The organism is Lysinibacillus sp. NPDC093210, from assembly GCF_044753985.1.
Taxonomy (GTDB): domain Bacteria; phylum Bacillota; class Bacilli; order Bacillales_A; family Planococcaceae; genus Lysinibacillus.
The window spans coordinates 95,060-113,073 of sequence record NZ_JBIVOE010000004.1 but is presented as its reverse complement, the minus strand read 5'-3'; the positions used below and the strand labels follow the sequence as shown (position 1 = coordinate 113,073).

The following is an 18,014-nucleotide window of genomic DNA, read 5'->3' as shown; positions in this document are numbered from 1 at the left end:
AAAACAACCGCTGCTTGTTTATAATTTTAATTCCTATTGTTTTTGTAAGGATTTGTGAGGTACACTAGTATTACTAAAAAAGGAACAAAAAGAAAGCGGGGTTATAGTTATGGAGAAATTATATACATTGCTTGATGAGAGCTATGATGAGATGGTAGCAATTCGCCGCCATTTACATCAGTATCCGGAAATATCCTTTGAAGAAGTGGAAACGCCTGCGTACATAGCAGCCTTTCATAGAGCATTAGGGCATGAAGTACGAGAGCAAGTTGGGGAGCGAGGGGTCGTTGCAACGTTACGTGGTGCAAAGCCAGGAAAAACTGTGGCGTTACGTGCTGATTTTGATGCATTAGCTATCCAAGAAGAAAATAATGTGCCTTATAAGTCTAAGGTCGACGGTAAAATGCATGCTTGTGGACATGATGGACATACCGCAACTTTACTTGGACTTGCCAAGGTGCTAAATGCCATGAAGGATGAGCTTGCTGGCAATGTAGTGTTCATTCATCAGCATGCAGAGGAGGTAGCACCAGGCGGAGCAAAGCCGATGATTGAAGATGGTTGCCTCGATGGGGTCGACGTAATCTTTGGTACGCATTTATGGGCACCAACACCACTTGGAGACATTTTAGTGAGAGAGGGAGCTATAATGGCAGCTGCTGATAAAGCTGAAATTCTTATTCAAGGAAAAGGAGGACATGGTGCAGAGCCACATCATTCCATCGATGCGGTTGTACTAGCGTCTCAATTTGTTATGAATGCACAGCAACTAGTTGCTCGTCGTATAGACCCATTAAAATCTGCTGTCTTAACAATCGGTCATTTCGAGGCGATAAACCCATTTAATGTTATTGCTGATCGAGTAGCTTTAACTGGTACTGTAAGAACATTTGAGGAACAGGTACGTACACAAATGGAACAGGAGTTGGAGGCGATATTAAAAGCTACTTGTCTTGCCTTTGGGGCAAGTTATGAATATCGTTATACAAGAGGATATCCACCAGTTTATAATCATGCGAAAGAAACAGAATTTGTTGCACAGCTTGCAGCGGATATTCCAGGAGTAGAAAATGTTATTACGTGCCCGCCGTTTATGATTGGGGAAGATTTTGCGTATTATCTTGAGAACATTCCTGGCACGTTTTTCTTTACGGGTGCCAAAAAACCTGAGTGGGAAACAGCCTATCCACATCATCATGCACGCTTTGATTTTGACGAACGTGCAATGCTAATCGCTGCAAAAACGTTAGGAAAAGCGACTTTGCAATTTATGCAGGAGAATAATTAGTTAAAATGATACTTGGACATAGCTTTATATTTAAAAAGACCAATACTGTTAATAAATTTCTGCCATAGAAGATGAAAAGTTATTGGTAGCGAAAGTGGTGACCCCTGCGGGAACGCACGTAGCGTAAGTCATAACAAACCGCGCATTAGTGAGGATTGCGGCTTACGGTGTGCCCGCGGAAAGGACCGCCGTAGCGGATAACAATGACACAGCGAAAAAAGTGTTAGATTGATTGCGGTCAATCTAACACTTTTTCATTTTGTCCAAACCTCATTTCAGTTATGGATTTTGATTGAAATAAGACATTTCCTCATCGAATTCAGCGAAATCAAAGTAAATCATTGGGAATAAAAAGCGGTGATTTGATTTAATTTCTCTTAAAATGACGTGATCTCTACCTGCAGCTTCTACCACACCACGTACTGTCTTCGTATTTTTCCCTTGCTCAACAGCATGTTCAAAAGAAAAGTGGAAAGTACCAGGTTTTCCTCGATTCAAACGTAAGATATTTTCAATGTACGACTCCTCACGTCCAGGTGGCCGTCCGCTTGGAAGCGTCACTGGAGGAGGTGTCATTTGTTGTTGAGTTGTCGGTGTCCAATAGTAAGGCATCATAAGTATCGACCTTCTTTCATTTAAATTTGAGGACAATCTTCTTCGGTTGGTGAGAAGAAGCAATGCGATTTGTAACGCCCCGTATTCCATTGACCATACCATTGTTCAGGGCAATCACCCTCAGGTCTGAAAAACCACAGCGAGCGAGTAGCCGGATGGAACCTTTCACCTTCAATCACTCTTTTTGCTAATCTAATGTCTTGATCACGTGCCCGTTGATAAAAATAACTTTTTGTTGTTGCTTCAAACCCCCCTGGACGTTGATAAACCATTTGCTCGAGTGTTCGAATATCACCAAAATCTAGACAATCTGCTCGTACACGATTGACGCCAACATTGCCGACCATTAGCATGCCTAACTGACCTTCGCCTTCAGCTTCCGAACGCATAAGCCTTGCAAGCAAAGCTGTTTGTGCATCATTCGTTTTTATAACAGCGATTTTCAAACCTCCTCGCAACCAGTATATGCATGAAGGTATCGTAGACATGTTTAAATTCGATAAGAAAGAAATTCACATTTTAAATTGCTGAAGCATATATTAGTAATAACGATTAGTCCGTGGAAATAAGGGAGTTTATAGATAGTTTCCATCTAAATGGGGTAAAGAAAAAATAGAAAAAGTTTAACTTAATTCAGCAGAAGTCCTCCACTGCTAAAAGTTGGAGATGAATGCCAAATAGTCCTATAAGTGAAGTGGGGAGCAAAACCATGTTGAATTAAGTTAAAGACGCCGGCAGAGGTCGCTGATTTTTCTAAACATACTCGAAAAATCTGGACGCAAAAATGCCAAGGCGTTATTGATGAGGGGAATGTGGATATAAAATTGCATGTGTATTAATACATGTGAGGTGGAAGGGCATGGAGATTGGTGTTTGGATTGGGATTTTATTGAGTGCTGTACTAGCTTTTTTGCTCGGGAATATCTATGGTCAGCCTCTCCATTGGTATCTTTTTATATTAATAATTGTAGTTGGCTTTTTCATTAATACGATTATTATAATCTTAAAAGTTAAGGATGAAAGCTCGTGAAGGTTTTAATGTAGGTGAGAGCAAAGTAGCAGATTGAACAGTGTTAATAGGGTGTTTCCAGTTCAGTTTTGAACAGGAAGCACCCTATTTTATTGTGGTATTGAAGCGCATTAAATACTTACATAGGAGATTGCCATTTATGATAGATATTTGCGAATATGTTGTGAAAAAACTTGTGATTTGCAAGTATATTGAAATTTGTTTGAGCCATACTAAATTGGAATGATATAGCTTTCATAAAGGAGTAGTACTATGCGTATTTTCAGTATGTTTGTAGCAATTATCGTAAGTGCATTCATGGCTGTTGGAATTGCTGAGTATTATCATCAGCCATATAATTGGTATTTAGTATTTCTAATGATTCTTATAGGTTTTTTTATTCATACCATTATTTTAATAATAGAATCAGAAAACAGTGAAGAACATGAAGCATAAAAAAATGCGAGCCCATTTTATATGGACGCGCATTTTTTATTTTATTTAACTGATAGGAAGTTCACTAATTTATCATTATCAAGTAGGTTACCAACAAAGAATGCACCGAACTCACCGTAGCGAGCAGATACTTCGTCGAAACGCATTTCATATACTAATTTTTTAAATTGCAATACATCATCTGCGAATAAAGTAACGCCCCATTCATGATCATCGAATCCAACAGAGCCAGTAATAATTTGTTTTACTTTTCCAGCATAGCCTCGACCAATCATACCATGTGAACGCATTAAAGACTTGCGCTCATCCATTGATAACATGTACCAGTTATCATTACCTTGACGACGCTTGTCCATTGGATAGAAGCATACATACTTAGAACGAGGAAGTTCAGGGTATAGACGTGCACGCACATGTGGATTTTGATAAGGATCTTCGTTTGATTCACCAGCTAAGTAGTTTGAAAGCTCGACAACAGATACATAAGAATATGTAGGAATTGTAAAATCAGCAATTGCTAATTTGTTAAACTCCGCTTCAAGCTCTTGTAATTCATCCATTGTTTCACGTAATGTCATAATCATAAAGTCGGCCTTTTGACCAACGATTGCGTAAAATGCATGAGCACCTGTTTTAGCAACATCTGCTTCATTTAGCTTTTCTAAATAAGCAATAAATTCTTCAACTGCTGCTTGACGTTCTTCAGCAGAAACAAGTTTCCAAGAAGCCCAGTCGATTGAGCGGAAATCGTGTAATGCGTACCAACCATCTAATGTAATTGCTGCTTCATTCATTATTCAAAGCACTCCTTTATAAGTGAAAATCATTCTTAATTTAGTTTATCATAGTTTGTGCGAAATCCCTAAATTCATGATTGAATTTCACGAATTTGACACCTTCGTCGGATGCTGTATGCTAAAGAGAAGAGATGTAAATAGAGGAGCTTCAAAATATAATGAACAGTAATTTACAACAGCCGATTTGGCGTTTATATGATCAATCTATTAGCTTGAAAAACAGCACACCGCTTGAATCATTTGCTACCGATGATACGCTTTGTCAATTAGTAGGACAGCTTGTATCGCCGCCGACAATAAGAACTTGGGTACATAATGCGTCCGTAGTGCTTGGGATTCAAGATCATCGTTTACCATTTGTACAGCAAGGAATGAAATTGCTTGAGGAACGAGGCTATCACCCAATCGTACGCAACTCAGGCGGGCTAGCCGTTGTGCTAGATGAAGGCATACTGAATATTTCACTTGTTTTATCAGAACAAGCAACTGCAATTGGCATTAATGATGGCTATGATGTAATGGTAGCGCTAATCAAAGCCTTACTACCAGAAGTTGCCGATAAAATTGAAGCCTATGAAATTGTAGGTTCTTATTGCCCAGGGTCCTATGATTTAAGTATTGGAGGTAAGAAGTTTGCCGGCATTTCACAAAGACGATTACGTCAAGGTGTTGCAGTGCAAATTTATTTATGTATTGAAGGAAGCGGTGCAGAACGTGCTGCACTTATTCGTGATTTTTACGCTGAGAGTTTACGAGGAGAGAAAACGAAATTTACGTATCCCAAAATTATACCGGATGTAATGGCTTCATTAAGTGAATTGGTCGATGCATCATTAAAGGTAGAAGACGTAGTAATTCGTCTACAACAAATTATCCAGACATTTGCCGATGAAGTTCGTCTAGAGCCTTTTCATGATGAAGAATTACAACTATATGCATTTTATTTACAGCGTGTGTTCGAACGAAATGCTAAAATGCTTGAATTGAAATAATAGTAGCAGACCTTGAAAAAAAAGGCGATGTGCTAACTAAGCACATCGCCATTTTCTTTTTGATATGTTGGACCGCTCACAACTAGATTACCGTTTTTCTCCATTTTGAAAACAGGAGCAATACGTTCTTCCTCTTCATCTAGCGTTACAAGGCGTCTAGCACGGTTCATAATTTGTACAAACTGCTCATAATCTTTGCGAATTGCTCGATTTTCCTCTTCTAGCTGAGTAATTGTTTTCTCTAGTTTTTTATTTTTCTCAGAGGTTACGTGTACAAGTTGTCTCCATTTTGAAGACTCATTACCTATTTCACCAGAATGTTGTAAACGTAGTAAATATGCTATGACAATATCAAGAGATAGTGCTGATAGTGGAATTGACTTGCTATCTGTATCACTATTATTAATTGTAAACATATTTGTGGAACGACGTCTTGCTGGTGCGCCCAACACTCGCATTCTCTCTTTTCTTTCTTTTTTCGCTTCTGCTAACTGCTCTTCATAAGTTTTACGAACAACTGCATTCCAGCGAAAACCACATGCTGCAGCAGTACGATTTAACGCATCACCAGCTTCTTCAAAGGCATTTAACTGTGTGCTACCTTCTGTTACGTGACGAATTACTGCCTCTGCTAGCAATTCATCGTTTTCTTCTAACCAAGCATCTTGTCTTACTTTACTCATCATATAATCCTCCCACCTTTATTTGGAACTTCCTTATTTATGTCTAGCATGACCAATCTTTTAACCTTTTATTCATCCAAGTGGAAGGAATTATGCTTGAATACAAGGGGAAAAATGCGATACAATACCGGATGTAGGTTTGTGCGTATGCTGCATACTTAAATATGTGAAGGTTATGCGGACATTAGAAAATTTTAATTAACAAAATACTATATAGAAAGGGTTGTTGACAAAATGGCAAACGAATTTAAAGTTTGCGATGAATGTCAGGCCGTTAACTTAAAAACGTTAATTCCAAAATTAAAGGAAATAGATCCTGATGCAACCATCGAAATTGGATGTCACTCTTATTGTGGCCCGGGACGAAAAAAGACATTTACATTTGTAAATAGTCGCCCTGTAGCTGCATTAACAGAAGAAGAACTAATGGAAAAAGTTTTAGCTAAATTAAAAAATAAGTAATAAAAAACTATCTTCACATAGCTGAAGGTAGTTTTTGTTTTAGAGCGATAGTTACCTATTTAAAGTAAAAATTGCGTTCAATTAGGTTGATAGTCTCTATAGTTACAGTGCAATCCCTATGCTAGTTCTATATTGTTTGCATATAATAGAAGAAAGATGAAATGGAGGTGCTGTACAATTGACACATTATGCAAAGGCAAAATTACAAGAGGAAAAAGTATTTAAAGATCCAGTACATCGTTATGTACATGTGCGTGATCAGGTTATTTGGGATTTAGTAGGAACAAAAGAATTTCAACGTTTGCGTAGAATTCGCCAACTTGGCACTACGTTTTTAGTATTCCATGGAGCAGAGCATAGTCGCTTTAGTCATTCACTTGGTGTTTATGAAATAGTGCGTCGGATTGTCGATGATATTTTTGTAGGTCGTCCGGATTGGGATGAGGACGAGCGACTACTAGTGCTTTGTGCAGCCCTATTACATGATCTAGGGCATGGCCCATTTTCACATGCATTTGAAAATGTATTTGAGTTAGATCATGAATTTTATACGAGGCAAATTTTACTTGGCGATACGGAAGTACATGCAGTGCTAAAAAAAGTAGCACCAGATTTTCCTGAAAAAGTATCGCAAGTGATTGAAAAAACGTATCCGAATAAGCAAGTCATAAGCCTAATATCGAGCCAAATAGACGCTGATCGTATGGATTACTTACAGCGTGACGCGTATTTTACAGGTGTAAGCTATGGACATTTTGATATGGAACGCATATTACGAGTAATGCGCCCACGTAAAAATCAAGTAGTGATTAAAGCAACAGGTATGCATGCGGTAGAGGATTATATTATGAGTCGCTATCAAATGTACTTACAAATATATTTCCATCCTGTATCTCGTAGCGCAGAGGTTATTTTAAATAATATATTAAAACGAGCAAAGCAATTAAGCAAAGCAGGCTATAAGTTTAAGCATGAGCCTACACACTTTTTAGCATTTTTCCAAAACTCGATTACGTTGGAAGATTATCTTGCTCTGGATGAAAGTATTCTTTTTACATATTTTCAACTATGGATGCAAGAAGAAGACGCGATATTAAGTGATTTAAGTCGCCGCTTTGTCAATCGTAAGCTATTCCAGTACATCGATTTAGATCCAGGCGTAGAACTTGAGAAATATCAAAAGCTACAAGAGTTATTTAAACAAGCAGACATAAATCCAGAATACTACCTTGTGCATGATACAACGGCAGATCTTCCATACGATTTTTATCGACCAGGGGAGGAAGAAGTACGTGTCCCTATTTTTTTAGAGATGAAAAACGGGGAATTACGTGAACTTTCAAGGGAATCTATTATTGTCGATTCCATTTCTGGTCGAATGAAACGAGATCATAAAGTATATTTCCCACTCGATATTTTAGAGGATGATAGTACAAAAGCGGGAGTTAAACAACAGATTTTAAAGTTATTACAAATACAATGAAAAAAATATGAGGAAATATATCTGTTTTATGAATATGCAAAACCAAATTGTATATATATAATATAAAAGCACTAAACTCACTTGAATATAGTGATAGTTTAGTGTTTTTTGTTATGTAAAATTTCATATTGGTTTGAAGTGTTGGTGATATATCTAGGAAATGATAATGAAAAATATGGTAATGTTTAGAATTTGTTTAGATATGCTTTTTATAATGAAGTAAAACATAAAAGGGGGTGAGGCCATTATATTTGTAAAGGCATCACATCAGCTTAGGATACATACAACTGTTTACAAACACAATGACTAGGCAGCATGATAATTGACCGCGTGTAAGACGGTTTTAAATGTATTCGTAACGACGACGAGTTATTTAAGGGGAAGAGGGGCAAACCGAATGTTTGGAGCGTAGCTTTCGAGGTTTAGAAAGCATGCAAAGTCGTCAGCAAACGCCTATAGGAATCTCTCTAAACTTAGAAAAGGAGAGAAACATGAAAAAAATAAATTTAGCAATCATTACATTATTGCTTGTGTTCCAAACCGTACTTTCACCGCTATCCGTGTTTGCGGAAGAAGGAGATTCTTCTTTACCTCCATCAGTGGAATCAGGAAATGACGGAACCACTTCTGATTCGGCGGGCACAGGCGACCCAGATTCAACAGTGACAACACCTGGGGAAACGGGGGAAGCTGGTGGAGCTGATTCTGGTAGTGACTCAAGTGAAATACTTCCAGATGAAACAGAAAAAGATGATGTGACTGAAGGGGAAGAAACGACTGATGAAGATAAAATTATCTCAGATAATGAAGAAAAGGCAACTACACTACAAGTTAACCCGTTAGTTATAGTACCTACACAATTTAGCATAAGTAATTTAGACATTCGACAAGGAAATGATGCAGCAACAGCGGTATCAATAGTTGGAAGTCCAATAATTTGGAGTAATACAAACAAATTTTTTGTATATCTTGATTGGCAACTAAAAGAAACAACAGGATTAGTTGTTGGTGACTCTGTCGAGTTCCAGTTACCTACTCAATTTGCGACAGGTGTTACAAGCGGAAACCTCCTTCTTGGAGGGACAAGCTATGGAACGTATGTAGTAGATAATACGAATAAAGTAAAGTTTACCTTTAATCAAAATGCAGTGGATGATGTTGCTTCAGGTGATTTAAATGGTACGTTTAATTTGCAACGCGATTTTGATAGTAGTCAATTTGAGGCAAATAAACCAGAAACGCTTGTAATTAGTTACGAAGGGGTTTTACAGGATAGCAAAACAGTAATATTTAATCCTTCGGTTACAACACCATCTAAAAAAGGACAAGCTTTTCGAGATGCAGTTTTAGATCATAGAAATGCCAATAAAATATTATGGACGATAGATATCAACCATCAAGGGGAAACGCTGTCAGATGCAATTTTAAAGGATACACCAATACCTGGGTTAGTAATTGACAAAACGACTGTGAAAGTTGCACCGCTTATCTTAAATATAGATGGTTCTGTGAAATCTGTAGGTATAGAAACTCCTGTTGATAGTGTAAATATAACGAATACTTCAGATGGATTTGATATAGCACTTGGTCAAATTAATGGAGCTGTTCGTGTCACTTATGAAACAACAATTGACCGTAATGTGCTTACAGGTTCATCCCCATCTGTAAACAATGAGGCTCAATTATTTGATGATTCTACTCCGAAAACTTCGGTTATAAATTCAAATAATATTTCGTTACAGTATGCAGAGCCATTAAAAAAGGAATTTGTTGCGAATTCCTACGATTCTATAACTCAAACTGTAAAATGGAGAATTGATTATAATTTAGACCAAGTAGCAGGGCGAGATGGAGTATTAATAGATGAGCTGACAAGTCAAAATCATCAATATGTTGCTGGAAGTGCGAAATATTACGAATTGGACGTACAATCAGATTTAACCTATGTTCCGATAAATAGTACAGCTACATCTCTTGAACCAATGATAGATCCTAGTAATGTCTATAAATTAAAATTTAACTTACCAGCTGGAAAGAAAGCTTATCGCATTGAATATGAAACAAAATTAGATAATCGTATTGATTCACTTAATGAAGTTCAAGTTTCAAATAAGGTAATTGCAGCTGGAACAGAAAAAACAGATAATAAAAAGTTATCTCAAAATGTTTTCCATAAATCTGGTTCCACAAGTGTAGATTACAACAATAAACTATTATCATGGATGCTTAAAGTTAATAGTGACCAACAACCAATGGAGAAAGTTGTAGTAGTGGATAATTTCCAACAAAACGTTGGTCTATCTCTTAAAGGTGATGGATTTAAAAACCTAACAGCATTAAGTGGTGTAAAAGTCGAATTTAAACAAGATGACGACAGTTATAGAGAAATCACTGTTGGTGATGCTAATGAAAGTACAACAAAAGGCTTTAGGTTAACATTTCCTTCTATAATTACAACGGAACAAGTAATCGAATATAAAACGCATTTCCAACCAGATTCCGTACCGTCTGATTTGATATATAAAAATTCAGCTTCTATATCATGGGGACCAAATGGCAATGAATATGGTTTCGATAAAAATGCAACAAATACTGTTGATAGTTACACGAGTGGCAATGGTAATAAAAAGGTTGAATACGACCGTTCGACCAAGCAATTTACATGGACAGTTGATGTCAATTATAATTTGGATCATTTAACAAACGCTGTACTAACTGATACTTTTAGTAGTGGTCAAAAATTAGTGGCTGGATCTTTAGAAGTCTATAAGTTAACTTTAAACAATACTACTAATGGTGTTACACCGGTTCTGCCAGCTCTAAGTGGATATGCTTTTTCAGATGTAACTCCTACAAGCTTTAACTTAAATTTAGGAACGCTAGATAAAGAAGCATATCGTATTATTTACAAAACCACGCTTAAAGATGAAAAAGTGACAGGTACGTATAGCAATGAAGCTATTTTAAATGCTACTAAAAATGGTACAATGCAAAAAGTATTTGACAAAGATGTACCATTTACACCGACTAATAGTGGCGAAGTATTAAGCAAAACAGGTAAACAAAATACACCAAGTAGCGATTTAGCAGACTGGACAGTTATGTTAAATGAAAGTCGTTCAAAGTTAACGACTACTGCGAATGAAGTAGAATTAACGGATATTTTACAAGGCGACCAAATGTTATTGACAGACACATTTGCGCTTGAAGAACAATACTATGATGTAGGTAATATAAGTGATCAATATAGAACCTTATTAAAAGCAACAATTGAAGAAGGTAAAGAATATGCATTTTTTAGTGCTGGAAGTGAAGTTGCTCGAATCAAAGTAGGCGTTGATATCACAGGTAAAACGAAATTTACACTCCTATTCCTTCAAGATATTGAAAATCAGTACAAACTAACTTATCAAACCTTTATTGAAGCTGCACAGGGTGCGACTATTGGTAATGAGGCTAGTTTCGCTGGTGAATTTAAATCAGAATTAGCTAAGACTACTAGCAATAAGACAGAGATACAATGGGTTGCCTCCGGCGCAACGGTTGTAGGTAGAGATAAGCTTACAATTAAAAAAGTAGATTCAACTAATGCATCGACTGTTCTTGAAGGGGCTGTATTTAATCTATACAACTCTACAGGTACTGTGTTGTTAGAAAGTAATTTAACAACGGGCGCTGATGGCACAATACAAACTTCTAAAGTATACAATTATAAAACGTATAAATTAGAAGAAGTGAAAGCACCATTAGGCTATCAAAAAATCTCGGGTAAAATAGATGTAATATTTGATGCAACGACAGGTATTGGAATAATCAAAAACACAAAAATTAATGCTGGGTTCAGCTGTCCAAACTTTGAGTTAACAGTTAATAATTTGCCAACTGAACTAGCAGGAAAAGTAGTTACATTGAAAAAGGATGGTACGGCCCCAGATATTAATCTAGGAAATCTAGATGTTGATGGTAAAGTAACATCAAGTACATCTATTGCAGGTGGTACGTATTCAGTATATGTAGATGGACAATTAATGACTGAAATGATTACAGTAGATGGTAACTGTGAAGCAGCAATTACATTTGCCATAGGCTGTCCAGTATTCATGTTAACGATTAATAATCTTCCGACTGATTTAGTTGGAAAAGCAGTAACAGTAAAGAAAGATGGTACAGGTCCAATAATTAATTTAGGTAATCTAGATTCAAATGGAAAAGTTAAAGCTCCAACACTAACAAACGGCACATATACCGTATATGTAGATGGCCAAATTGTAATAGAAACGATTACAGTGGACAATAAGTGTGAAGCAGTGATTGACTATGTAGCGGGATGTCCTATATTTACATTAACAATCAACAATCTGCCAACTGAGTTAGTAGGAAAATCTGTGACAGTGAAGAAAGATGGTACAGGAACATCTATTAATTTAGGAAATATAGATGCTACTGGCAAAGTAACGGTGCCTACACCACTTGTGAGTGGCACATATACAGTATTTGTAGACGATCAAGCGATGGCTGAAACAATTACAGTTGGTCAAGATTGTGAAGCAACAATTACATTTATTAAAGGTTGCCCAGTATTTACATTAACGATTGATAATGTATCGACTGATGATGTTGGAAAAAAAGTGAAACTAGTATCTGAAAATAATGTTACAGAGATTGAACTGGGCACTATTAATAATAGTGGCGCCGTTACATTTACAATTAATAAAGTTCCAGGTGGCACATATAATGTCTTTATTGATAATGATGAGCTATTTGGGAAAGTGATTGTAAACGATGATACAAACTGTGTAGGAACTGTTAAAGTTATTAAAGCTTGTCCTCAATTTACGTTAACAGTCAACCAATTTGGTGGAGTAAGCCATGTAGGGGCTGGTGTAGCAGTTGTTATAAAAACAACGACAGGTAGCTATGTGACAGAGGGAGTAACAGACGCTAATGGACAAATTATTTTCCAAGACAAATCGCTGTTAGTAGAGGGTACAACATATGACGTATACAATAGGCTTGGAGGAAAATTAGGTAACATTCATGTTACTTATGAAGAAGGTAAATGTGCCGATAGTGTTGAGGTAACTGAAAATGCATGCCCTATTTTTACACTAACAATTCAAGATGTATACGGCAACCCTCGTGAGGGTGTAGCATTTACTATTAAAGATAAAAATGGCATGATCATTGCAACTAGTACAACGGGTGCAAGTGGTAAGGTAACAATTCCTTATACAGTTGAGCCAGGGACGTACTATGTATATGAAGGAAGCAGCTTAATAAGTTCAATTGTTGTAAAAGATTGTGAAGCAATTGCTAAACCTGTTTATACAGGCGGAGGTGGAGGAGGTGGCTCGACACCAGATCCAGAACAGCCAGGCGAGCCAAGCAAGCCAACACCAGATCCAGAGAAACCAGTGGATCCAAGCAAGCCAACACCAGATCCAGAGAAACCAGTGGATCCAAACAAGCCAACACCAGATCCAGAGAAACCAGTGGATCCAAACAAGCCAACACCAGATCCAGAAAATCCAGTGGACCCGAATAAACCAACGCCAGATTCAGAAAATCCATCTACAAATCCAGATGAGCCAGGTAATCCAGGTAATCCGTCAACAGATTCAAAAGATCCAACGACACCTGGAAAACCAGACACGTCTAAACCATCAGTACAAGATGTGATTGATCAAGGTAAAAACTTACCGCCATACAATCCTTCTACTGCAAATAAAGACACGCTAGATGCGTATAAGGATTTCCTTGATAAATATAATAATTTATCAAAAGAGGATCAGGCGAATGTTGCAAAAACACTTGATATTAATAAAATCAAGGAAGATGCGAAACGTTTGGAAGCTCAATTAAAAGCACAAGGTAAACTGCCACAAACAGATGGGGCAAATCAAACAGCACTTACTCTAACAGGTGTAATGCTTGTTTTAGGTGCATTGTTCTTCTTGCGTCGTCGTAATGCAGAAATGAAATAATGTACAATAATTAACCCCCAAGACAATTAAGCCTTGGGGGTTTTTCTATACTAAAAAGCTTCCGATAGCTTTGCAGGTGCATTATTTAATGGATATTGCTCCACAAAATCTGCATGGATAGCAAGGCGTTTTGTGCCATTATCAGCACATGTAATAAGGGTCAAAACAGTTTGATTTGGGATATCATCAATGACATAGACATCTGTTGCTGCAATCACTTTTTTTGTTGTTAATTTGTACTCATAAATATTTTCCAAATCCTTTATGTAAATTACATCACCAATGTTTGCTTTATATAATGGACTGAATAATATATTTTTTTCTTCAAAATAATGACCAGCTAAGGCGTAATTTCCTTGTCCTAATTTTTGATTAGACTTCATGGTGCCTGCTCCGACTGCAAGAGATGCATTGCCGACTCCTTTAATAATAGGAAGGTGCATGTCTACATTAGGTATGACAATACTTCCGATGACAGGTAAATGATCGATCTGTGTCTGTGCTTTTAAAACTTCTGCTATGGACAAAGATTGGACATCTTCAAATTCAAAATTTGCTTTTGCATTATTGTTCATTTGCAACTCTTCTGCACTGTAATCAGTCGTATTTAGCTGTTTACTTAAATGAGCGATAACTGCATTTTGAATAGGATTAATAAAAATAAGTAGTAAACCGATAATCAGCATACAAATGAGTAGTGTCATTTTGAGTAATTTCATATTTTGTAGGATCACTTCCTTTAGTAAGTAAGAATCGCCGGTAAAATCTTCGAAATCGCCGATAGACTAATGTAAATCGCCGATAGACTAATGTAAATCGCCGAAAGAACACGAGGAATCGCCGGTAAACCTATGAAAATCGCCAATAAATCCCTGATATTAAACATGGGTAATTTATTTAGACTAAAAAAAGGGTAGAGCGGTATGTTGCTCTACCCGGTTATTGTTATTTATCGCTGAAGCGGACGCCTGCAACACCGTAATGGTTTTTAGACATTTCTTCGATGAAAACTGTTACGTTTTCAACTGGTGCGTTTACTGTGCGTGAAACGGCTTCTGTTACTTCTTTTACTAGTGCGCGTTTTTGTTCCTCTGTACGGCCTTCAATCATTTTTACTGTTACGTATGGCATAATAGTGCCTCCTTTTAGAATTATGTTGTATAGTTAGTTTATAAGAAATAATAAACTTCTTACTTATGCACAAAAGCGCAAGAATATGCTTTACTTTATAATAGCAGAATGGAGGGAATTAAAGTATGGCAAATGAAGAGAAACCGAAACAAAAACTGGGCTTTACGATTATAAAAAATGACCCGACAGATGGCCATAAAGGATATGGTATTGGTTCGCTTTCGTTAGAAAACGTATCACCGGTCATTATTGATATAGAAGAAGGTAAGGCTTCAGTTGAAGTAGGTGCGATGCATGCACGTAGCGATGTAGAACGAGGTATCAAATTTACGACAAATCGTGCTGATTCAGAGGGTGGAAAACCTTACTGGTTAATATGGGTAACGATTGATCATAAAGCAGATGGTCCTTACTATGCAGGTGTAACAGCATGTGAAATGGTAGTAAATCGCGAAAAGCGTCGTGGTTATAAAATTTTAGCAGATCACGTTAACAAGATGGATAAGTCGATGAAACGACAAATTATTGTTGATCATATGGATGAAGCATCTAAAAAAGTGTTAGCTTCTTTCTTAGCGGAGCTAAATCCGGAACTTTGGGAGCGCAGTGACAGTCAATTACGTCAAGACTTATTTGTATAAAAGACCATCAATGATTGAACAATCTGTGACATTTTGCAATCGCTTTCGATATTAGGTTGAAAGTAGATATGAAAAAAAGTACACTTGATTCAGAGCTTACATTTTAGTAAGCTAGGACACTTGGTTCCTAGAATGTGATGAGGGCTATGCGACATTTGACAACCCAAACCCAAGCCAAATGCCCCATGATTCTCATCCTTTCCCGGGCCAAAAAATTAGAAAAGCTTTCTGTTCCCACGGACACGTCTCCGGGGAAGAGAAAGCTTTTCTTTTTTCGTTTTATGTCTATAACTTTGTCGAGAGCTTTTCAATAAAATAAAACGACTATTTGAGAAAAAGGTTGCGCATTATTGTTTATTTTTGAAGAACGGTATCATATTCCAAAATTCTCCCCACGTATTGCTATCAAGAATATCAAAGTTAGTACATTTTTCAGTTGGTACATCTTTGGTATCTAGATACACGAGACGTTGTTTAGGGCAGGCATCTGTAGCAAGCTTTCCTGTTTCGATATCTACGACAACGCCTTTAACACCTTTTGGTTTTGAGAAGTCCTCGTTTTTAGTGCCTTTATTTACGTTTTCCATAAAGTCAATCCATATTTGCTTTGTGGCAGCTGTATCCTCTTTCGTAGAAAGGTTTTTACCCTGATCGTAGCCGTTCCAAACGCCAGCCGTTAAGCTTGGTGTAAATCCTATGAGCCACTGATCACTATTTGTCGAGCCAGACTTTGCAGCATACGTATGAGTCATACGTGAACGAATGCCAATCCCTGTAGCAGGAGAGTAATCACTAAATACAGGATCGAAAATACCAGTCATCATTTCTGTTAGAATATAGGAATTTTCTTTTGAAAGCACCGTTTCTGCCTGTTTTTCGACGCTCTTATTATCGTAAATAATGTCTCCATTGGCATTTTTAATGGAGATAATCGTTGTTGGAGCTGTTTTTTGACCTTCTGATGCTAAAATATTATACGCATTTGTCATTTCGTACAGTGTTGTTTCCATTGTTCCAAGAGCAAGCGATAAATTGTCCTTCGTACCAATAGTTACTCCAAAGCGGTCCGCTATATTATGAAATGCTTTAAATCCGATATCCTCTAATGTTTTAACTGCATAAATATTATCGGAAATCGCAATGGCTTGTGCCAACGACATATCATGGTCGGCAAATTGACCGTTCACATTTTTAGGAGAGTAGGTTCCGCGTCCCTTATCATAAGTAAACGTTGTTTGTCCTACATCTAAAAACGTTAAAGGCGTATAGCCATTTTCTAATGCTGCTGCATATAAAACCGGCTTAATGGTAGATCCCGGTTGACGTTTTGCTTGTGTTACGCGGTTAAAAGAGCTAGTGGCATAATCCTTACCACCAACAAGTGCTGTGACGGCACCAGTTTTGGATTGCATACTAACAAATCCTGTTTGCAGATCATTAGCGGGCATATTTTTAGCTATGGCTTCTTCTGCAGCTTTTTGGTGGCTAAGGTTAAGTGTTGTTTGAATAGTCCAACCACCTTCGCTAATGTCTAGATTTTTTTCTTTTAAAATTTCACTTGCTTCTTGCCAAGCAACATCTAGGAAATAAGGTGCAACGGATTTGGAAGCAACCCACATATCATTCTTTAAGACAAGTTGCTCTTCCTCAGCACGTGTTTTTTCGTCTTGCGTTATCGCTCCTTGGTCTGCCATCAGTTTCAAGATGACGTGCTGGCGATTCGTAGCTTTTTCAATATTGGCGATTGGCGAATATATACTTGGACCTTTTGGTACGCCTGCAAGCATAGCAGCCTCTGCTAGCGTCAAGTCTTTTGCAGATTTGCCGTAATAATAACGACTAGCCGCTTCTATTCCGTACATTCCGTGCCCATAATATACCGTGTTTAAATAACCTTCCAATATTTCGTCCTTGTTATAAAAAACTTCTAATCTATAAGCATACAACGCCTCGTTTGCTTTTCGAGTCCATGATTTTTCATGAGATAAATATAAATTCCGAGCATATTGTTGGGTGATAGTACTTGCCCCTTGAACCTTACTTCCTGCTTTAATATCAACTAATACGGCACCAGCAATACGAGAAAAGTCAAAACCGCTATGTTTGTAAAAGTCTTTATCTTCAACGGCCACTGCTGCTTTTACTAAATAGGGTGATATTTCATCAAGACCAACCCAATAGCGACGTTCATTCGTAAAGTGGTCTCCAATTTGGTTCTCGTTTTCATCTAAAAATATAGAGGCTTTCGGTACAGTTAATGGCGGTGCACCAGCCACTTGAACATAGACGCGTAGTGCAATAAATGCTACTACTATTGCAGATGCAAAGGTGACAAAAAGTGTAAGCGCTTTGCGTGAACGCTTCACACGCTTTTGCTTACGTTGATAGATTTTTCTTTTCATCCGACTTCACCTCGTTTTCTAACAACCTGAGTTTAGTATGTGTCTGAATATTCTTCTTTAATCGGAATTCT

15 protein-coding genes are annotated in these 18,014 nt (G+C 37.3%); 8 read left to right on the top strand and 7 right to left on the bottom strand.

The genetic code is table 11. From position 1 onward, the window contains the following. Window positions 1-109: 109 nt before the first annotated feature. Window positions 110-1,288: a M20 family metallopeptidase gene (locus tag ACIP9C_RS11965; protein ID WP_401010857.1), complete on the top strand. Its 1,179-nt coding sequence runs from the start codon at window positions 110-112 to the stop codon at window positions 1,286-1,288. A 279-nt stretch (window positions 1,289-1,567) separates the two neighbouring features. On the opposite strand, the gene gerQ is transcribed toward ACIP9C_RS11965, so the two are convergent. After that, on the bottom strand, window positions 1,568-1,903 hold the full coding sequence (gene gerQ / locus ACIP9C_RS11960; protein ID WP_173478664.1) for a spore coat protein GerQ: 336 nt from the start codon (window positions 1,901-1,903) through the stop codon (window positions 1,568-1,570). Between the two features lie 20 nt (window positions 1,904-1,923). Then, window positions 1,924-2,349: a cell wall hydrolase gene (locus tag ACIP9C_RS11955; protein ID WP_401010855.1), complete on the bottom strand. Its 426-nt coding sequence runs from the start codon at window positions 2,347-2,349 to the stop codon at window positions 1,924-1,926. A 413-nt stretch (window positions 2,350-2,762) separates the two neighbouring features. Here ACIP9C_RS11955 and ACIP9C_RS11950 point away from each other — a divergent pair, with 413 nt between their 5' ends. Both ACIP9C_RS11950 and ACIP9C_RS11945 read left to right on the top strand, forming a co-directional pair. Continuing rightward, complete coding sequence (locus tag ACIP9C_RS11950; RefSeq protein WP_340821036.1) at window positions 2,763-2,933, top strand: hypothetical protein; 171 nt, start codon at window positions 2,763-2,765, stop codon at window positions 2,931-2,933. A gap of 252 nt (window positions 2,934-3,185) precedes the next feature. After that, window positions 3,186-3,368 carry a hypothetical protein gene (locus tag ACIP9C_RS11945; RefSeq protein ID WP_401010852.1) on the top strand — a complete coding sequence of 61 codons (183 nt, stop codon included), beginning with the start codon at window positions 3,186-3,188 and terminating at the stop codon, window positions 3,366-3,368. Window positions 3,369-3,409: 41 nt separating this feature from the next. On the opposite strand, the gene hemQ is transcribed toward ACIP9C_RS11945, so the two are convergent. After that, window positions 3,410-4,162: a hydrogen peroxide-dependent heme synthase gene (gene hemQ, locus ACIP9C_RS11940; RefSeq protein WP_401010850.1), complete on the bottom strand. Its 753-nt coding sequence runs from the start codon at window positions 4,160-4,162 to the stop codon at window positions 3,410-3,412. A gap of 161 nt (window positions 4,163-4,323) precedes the next feature. Between hemQ and lipL the strand changes: the two genes are divergently transcribed. Beyond that, window positions 4,324-5,157 carry an octanoyl-[GcvH]:protein N-octanoyltransferase gene (gene lipL / locus ACIP9C_RS11935; protein WP_401010848.1) on the top strand — a complete coding sequence of 278 codons (834 nt, stop codon included), beginning with the start codon at window positions 4,324-4,326 and terminating at the stop codon, window positions 5,155-5,157. A gap of 32 nt (window positions 5,158-5,189) precedes the next feature. On the opposite strand, the gene ACIP9C_RS11930 is transcribed toward lipL, so the two are convergent. Beyond that, entirely contained in the window at window positions 5,190-5,840 is a 651-nt protein-coding gene (locus ACIP9C_RS11930; RefSeq protein WP_401010846.1) for an RsfA family transcriptional regulator, read from the bottom strand. Window positions 5,841-6,074: 234 nt separating this feature from the next. Between ACIP9C_RS11930 and ACIP9C_RS11925 the strand changes: the two genes are divergently transcribed. The 3 genes from ACIP9C_RS11925 to ACIP9C_RS11915 all read left to right on the top strand — a co-directional run bounded on the left by ACIP9C_RS11925 (window position 6,075) and on the right by ACIP9C_RS11915 (window position 13,769). Then, a complete protein-coding gene (locus tag ACIP9C_RS11925) occupies window positions 6,075-6,302 on the top strand; it encodes a YuzB family protein (protein WP_024362844.1) in 228 nt (75 codons plus the stop codon). A gap of 178 nt (window positions 6,303-6,480) precedes the next feature. Further along, complete coding sequence (locus tag ACIP9C_RS11920; protein ID WP_401010844.1) at window positions 6,481-7,785, top strand: HD domain-containing protein; 1,305 nt, start codon at window positions 6,481-6,483, stop codon at window positions 7,783-7,785. 491 nt (window positions 7,786-8,276) lie between these two features. Then, window positions 8,277-13,769 (top strand): collagen binding domain-containing protein, encoded by a 5,493-nt coding sequence (locus ACIP9C_RS11915; protein WP_401010842.1) that lies wholly within the window; start codon window positions 8,277-8,279, stop codon window positions 13,767-13,769. A 50-nt stretch (window positions 13,770-13,819) separates the two neighbouring features. Here ACIP9C_RS11915 and ACIP9C_RS11910 read toward each other — a convergent pair whose 3' ends face one another. Both ACIP9C_RS11910 and ACIP9C_RS11905 read right to left on the bottom strand, forming a co-directional pair. Next, complete coding sequence (locus tag ACIP9C_RS11910; RefSeq protein ID WP_401010840.1) at window positions 13,820-14,488, bottom strand: class A sortase; 669 nt, start codon at window positions 14,486-14,488, stop codon at window positions 13,820-13,822. Between the two features lie 226 nt (window positions 14,489-14,714). Further along, window positions 14,715-14,900: a 2-hydroxymuconate tautomerase gene (locus ACIP9C_RS11905; protein ID WP_024362848.1), complete on the bottom strand. Its 186-nt coding sequence runs from the start codon at window positions 14,898-14,900 to the stop codon at window positions 14,715-14,717. Between the two features lie 125 nt (window positions 14,901-15,025). Between ACIP9C_RS11905 and ACIP9C_RS11900 the strand changes: the two genes are divergently transcribed. Continuing rightward, window positions 15,026-15,541, top strand: a complete 516-nt coding sequence (locus ACIP9C_RS11900) for a YwhD family protein (protein WP_401010838.1) — start codon at window positions 15,026-15,028, stop codon at window positions 15,539-15,541. Window positions 15,542-15,888: 347 nt separating this feature from the next. Here ACIP9C_RS11900 and ACIP9C_RS11895 read toward each other — a convergent pair whose 3' ends face one another. Next, window positions 15,889-17,943, bottom strand: a complete 2,055-nt coding sequence (locus ACIP9C_RS11895; protein ID WP_401010836.1) for a transglycosylase domain-containing protein — start codon at window positions 17,941-17,943, stop codon at window positions 15,889-15,891. Between the last annotated feature and the right edge of the window lie 71 nt (window positions 17,944-18,014).

What these genes read in the sequence shown, in the direction of transcription:
- lipL (WP_401010848.1), top strand. Translation starts at nt 4,324, where the DNA reads ATGAACAGTAATTTACAACAGCCGATTTGGCGTTTATATGATCAATCT.
- ACIP9C_RS11930 (WP_401010846.1), bottom strand. Translation starts at nt 5,840, where the DNA reads ATGAGTAAAGTAAGACAAGATGCTTGGTTAGAAGAAAACGATGAATTG.
- ACIP9C_RS11950 (WP_340821036.1), top strand. Translation starts at nt 2,763, where the DNA reads ATGGAGATTGGTGTTTGGATTGGGATTTTATTGAGTGCTGTACTAGCT.
- ACIP9C_RS11905 (WP_024362848.1), bottom strand. Translation starts at nt 14,900, where the DNA reads ATGCCATACGTAACAGTAAAAATGATTGAAGGCCGTACAGAGGAACAA.
- gerQ (WP_173478664.1), bottom strand. Translation starts at nt 1,903, where the DNA reads ATGATGCCTTACTATTGGACACCGACAACTCAACAACAAATGACACCT.
- hemQ (WP_401010850.1), bottom strand. Translation starts at nt 4,162, where the DNA reads ATGAATGAAGCAGCAATTACATTAGATGGTTGGTACGCATTACACGAT.
- ACIP9C_RS11900 (WP_401010838.1), top strand. Translation starts at nt 15,026, where the DNA reads ATGGCAAATGAAGAGAAACCGAAACAAAAACTGGGCTTTACGATTATA.
- ACIP9C_RS11925 (WP_024362844.1), top strand. Translation starts at nt 6,075, where the DNA reads ATGGCAAACGAATTTAAAGTTTGCGATGAATGTCAGGCCGTTAACTTA.
- ACIP9C_RS11945 (WP_401010852.1), top strand. Translation starts at nt 3,186, where the DNA reads ATGCGTATTTTCAGTATGTTTGTAGCAATTATCGTAAGTGCATTCATG.
- ACIP9C_RS11915 (WP_401010842.1), top strand. Translation starts at nt 8,277, where the DNA reads ATGAAAAAAATAAATTTAGCAATCATTACATTATTGCTTGTGTTCCAA.
- ACIP9C_RS11965 (WP_401010857.1), top strand. Translation starts at nt 110, where the DNA reads ATGGAGAAATTATATACATTGCTTGATGAGAGCTATGATGAGATGGTA.
- ACIP9C_RS11910 (WP_401010840.1), bottom strand. Translation starts at nt 14,488, where the DNA reads ATGAAATTACTCAAAATGACACTACTCATTTGTATGCTGATTATCGGT.
- ACIP9C_RS11895 (WP_401010836.1), bottom strand. Translation starts at nt 17,943, where the DNA reads ATGAAAAGAAAAATCTATCAACGTAAGCAAAAGCGTGTGAAGCGTTCA.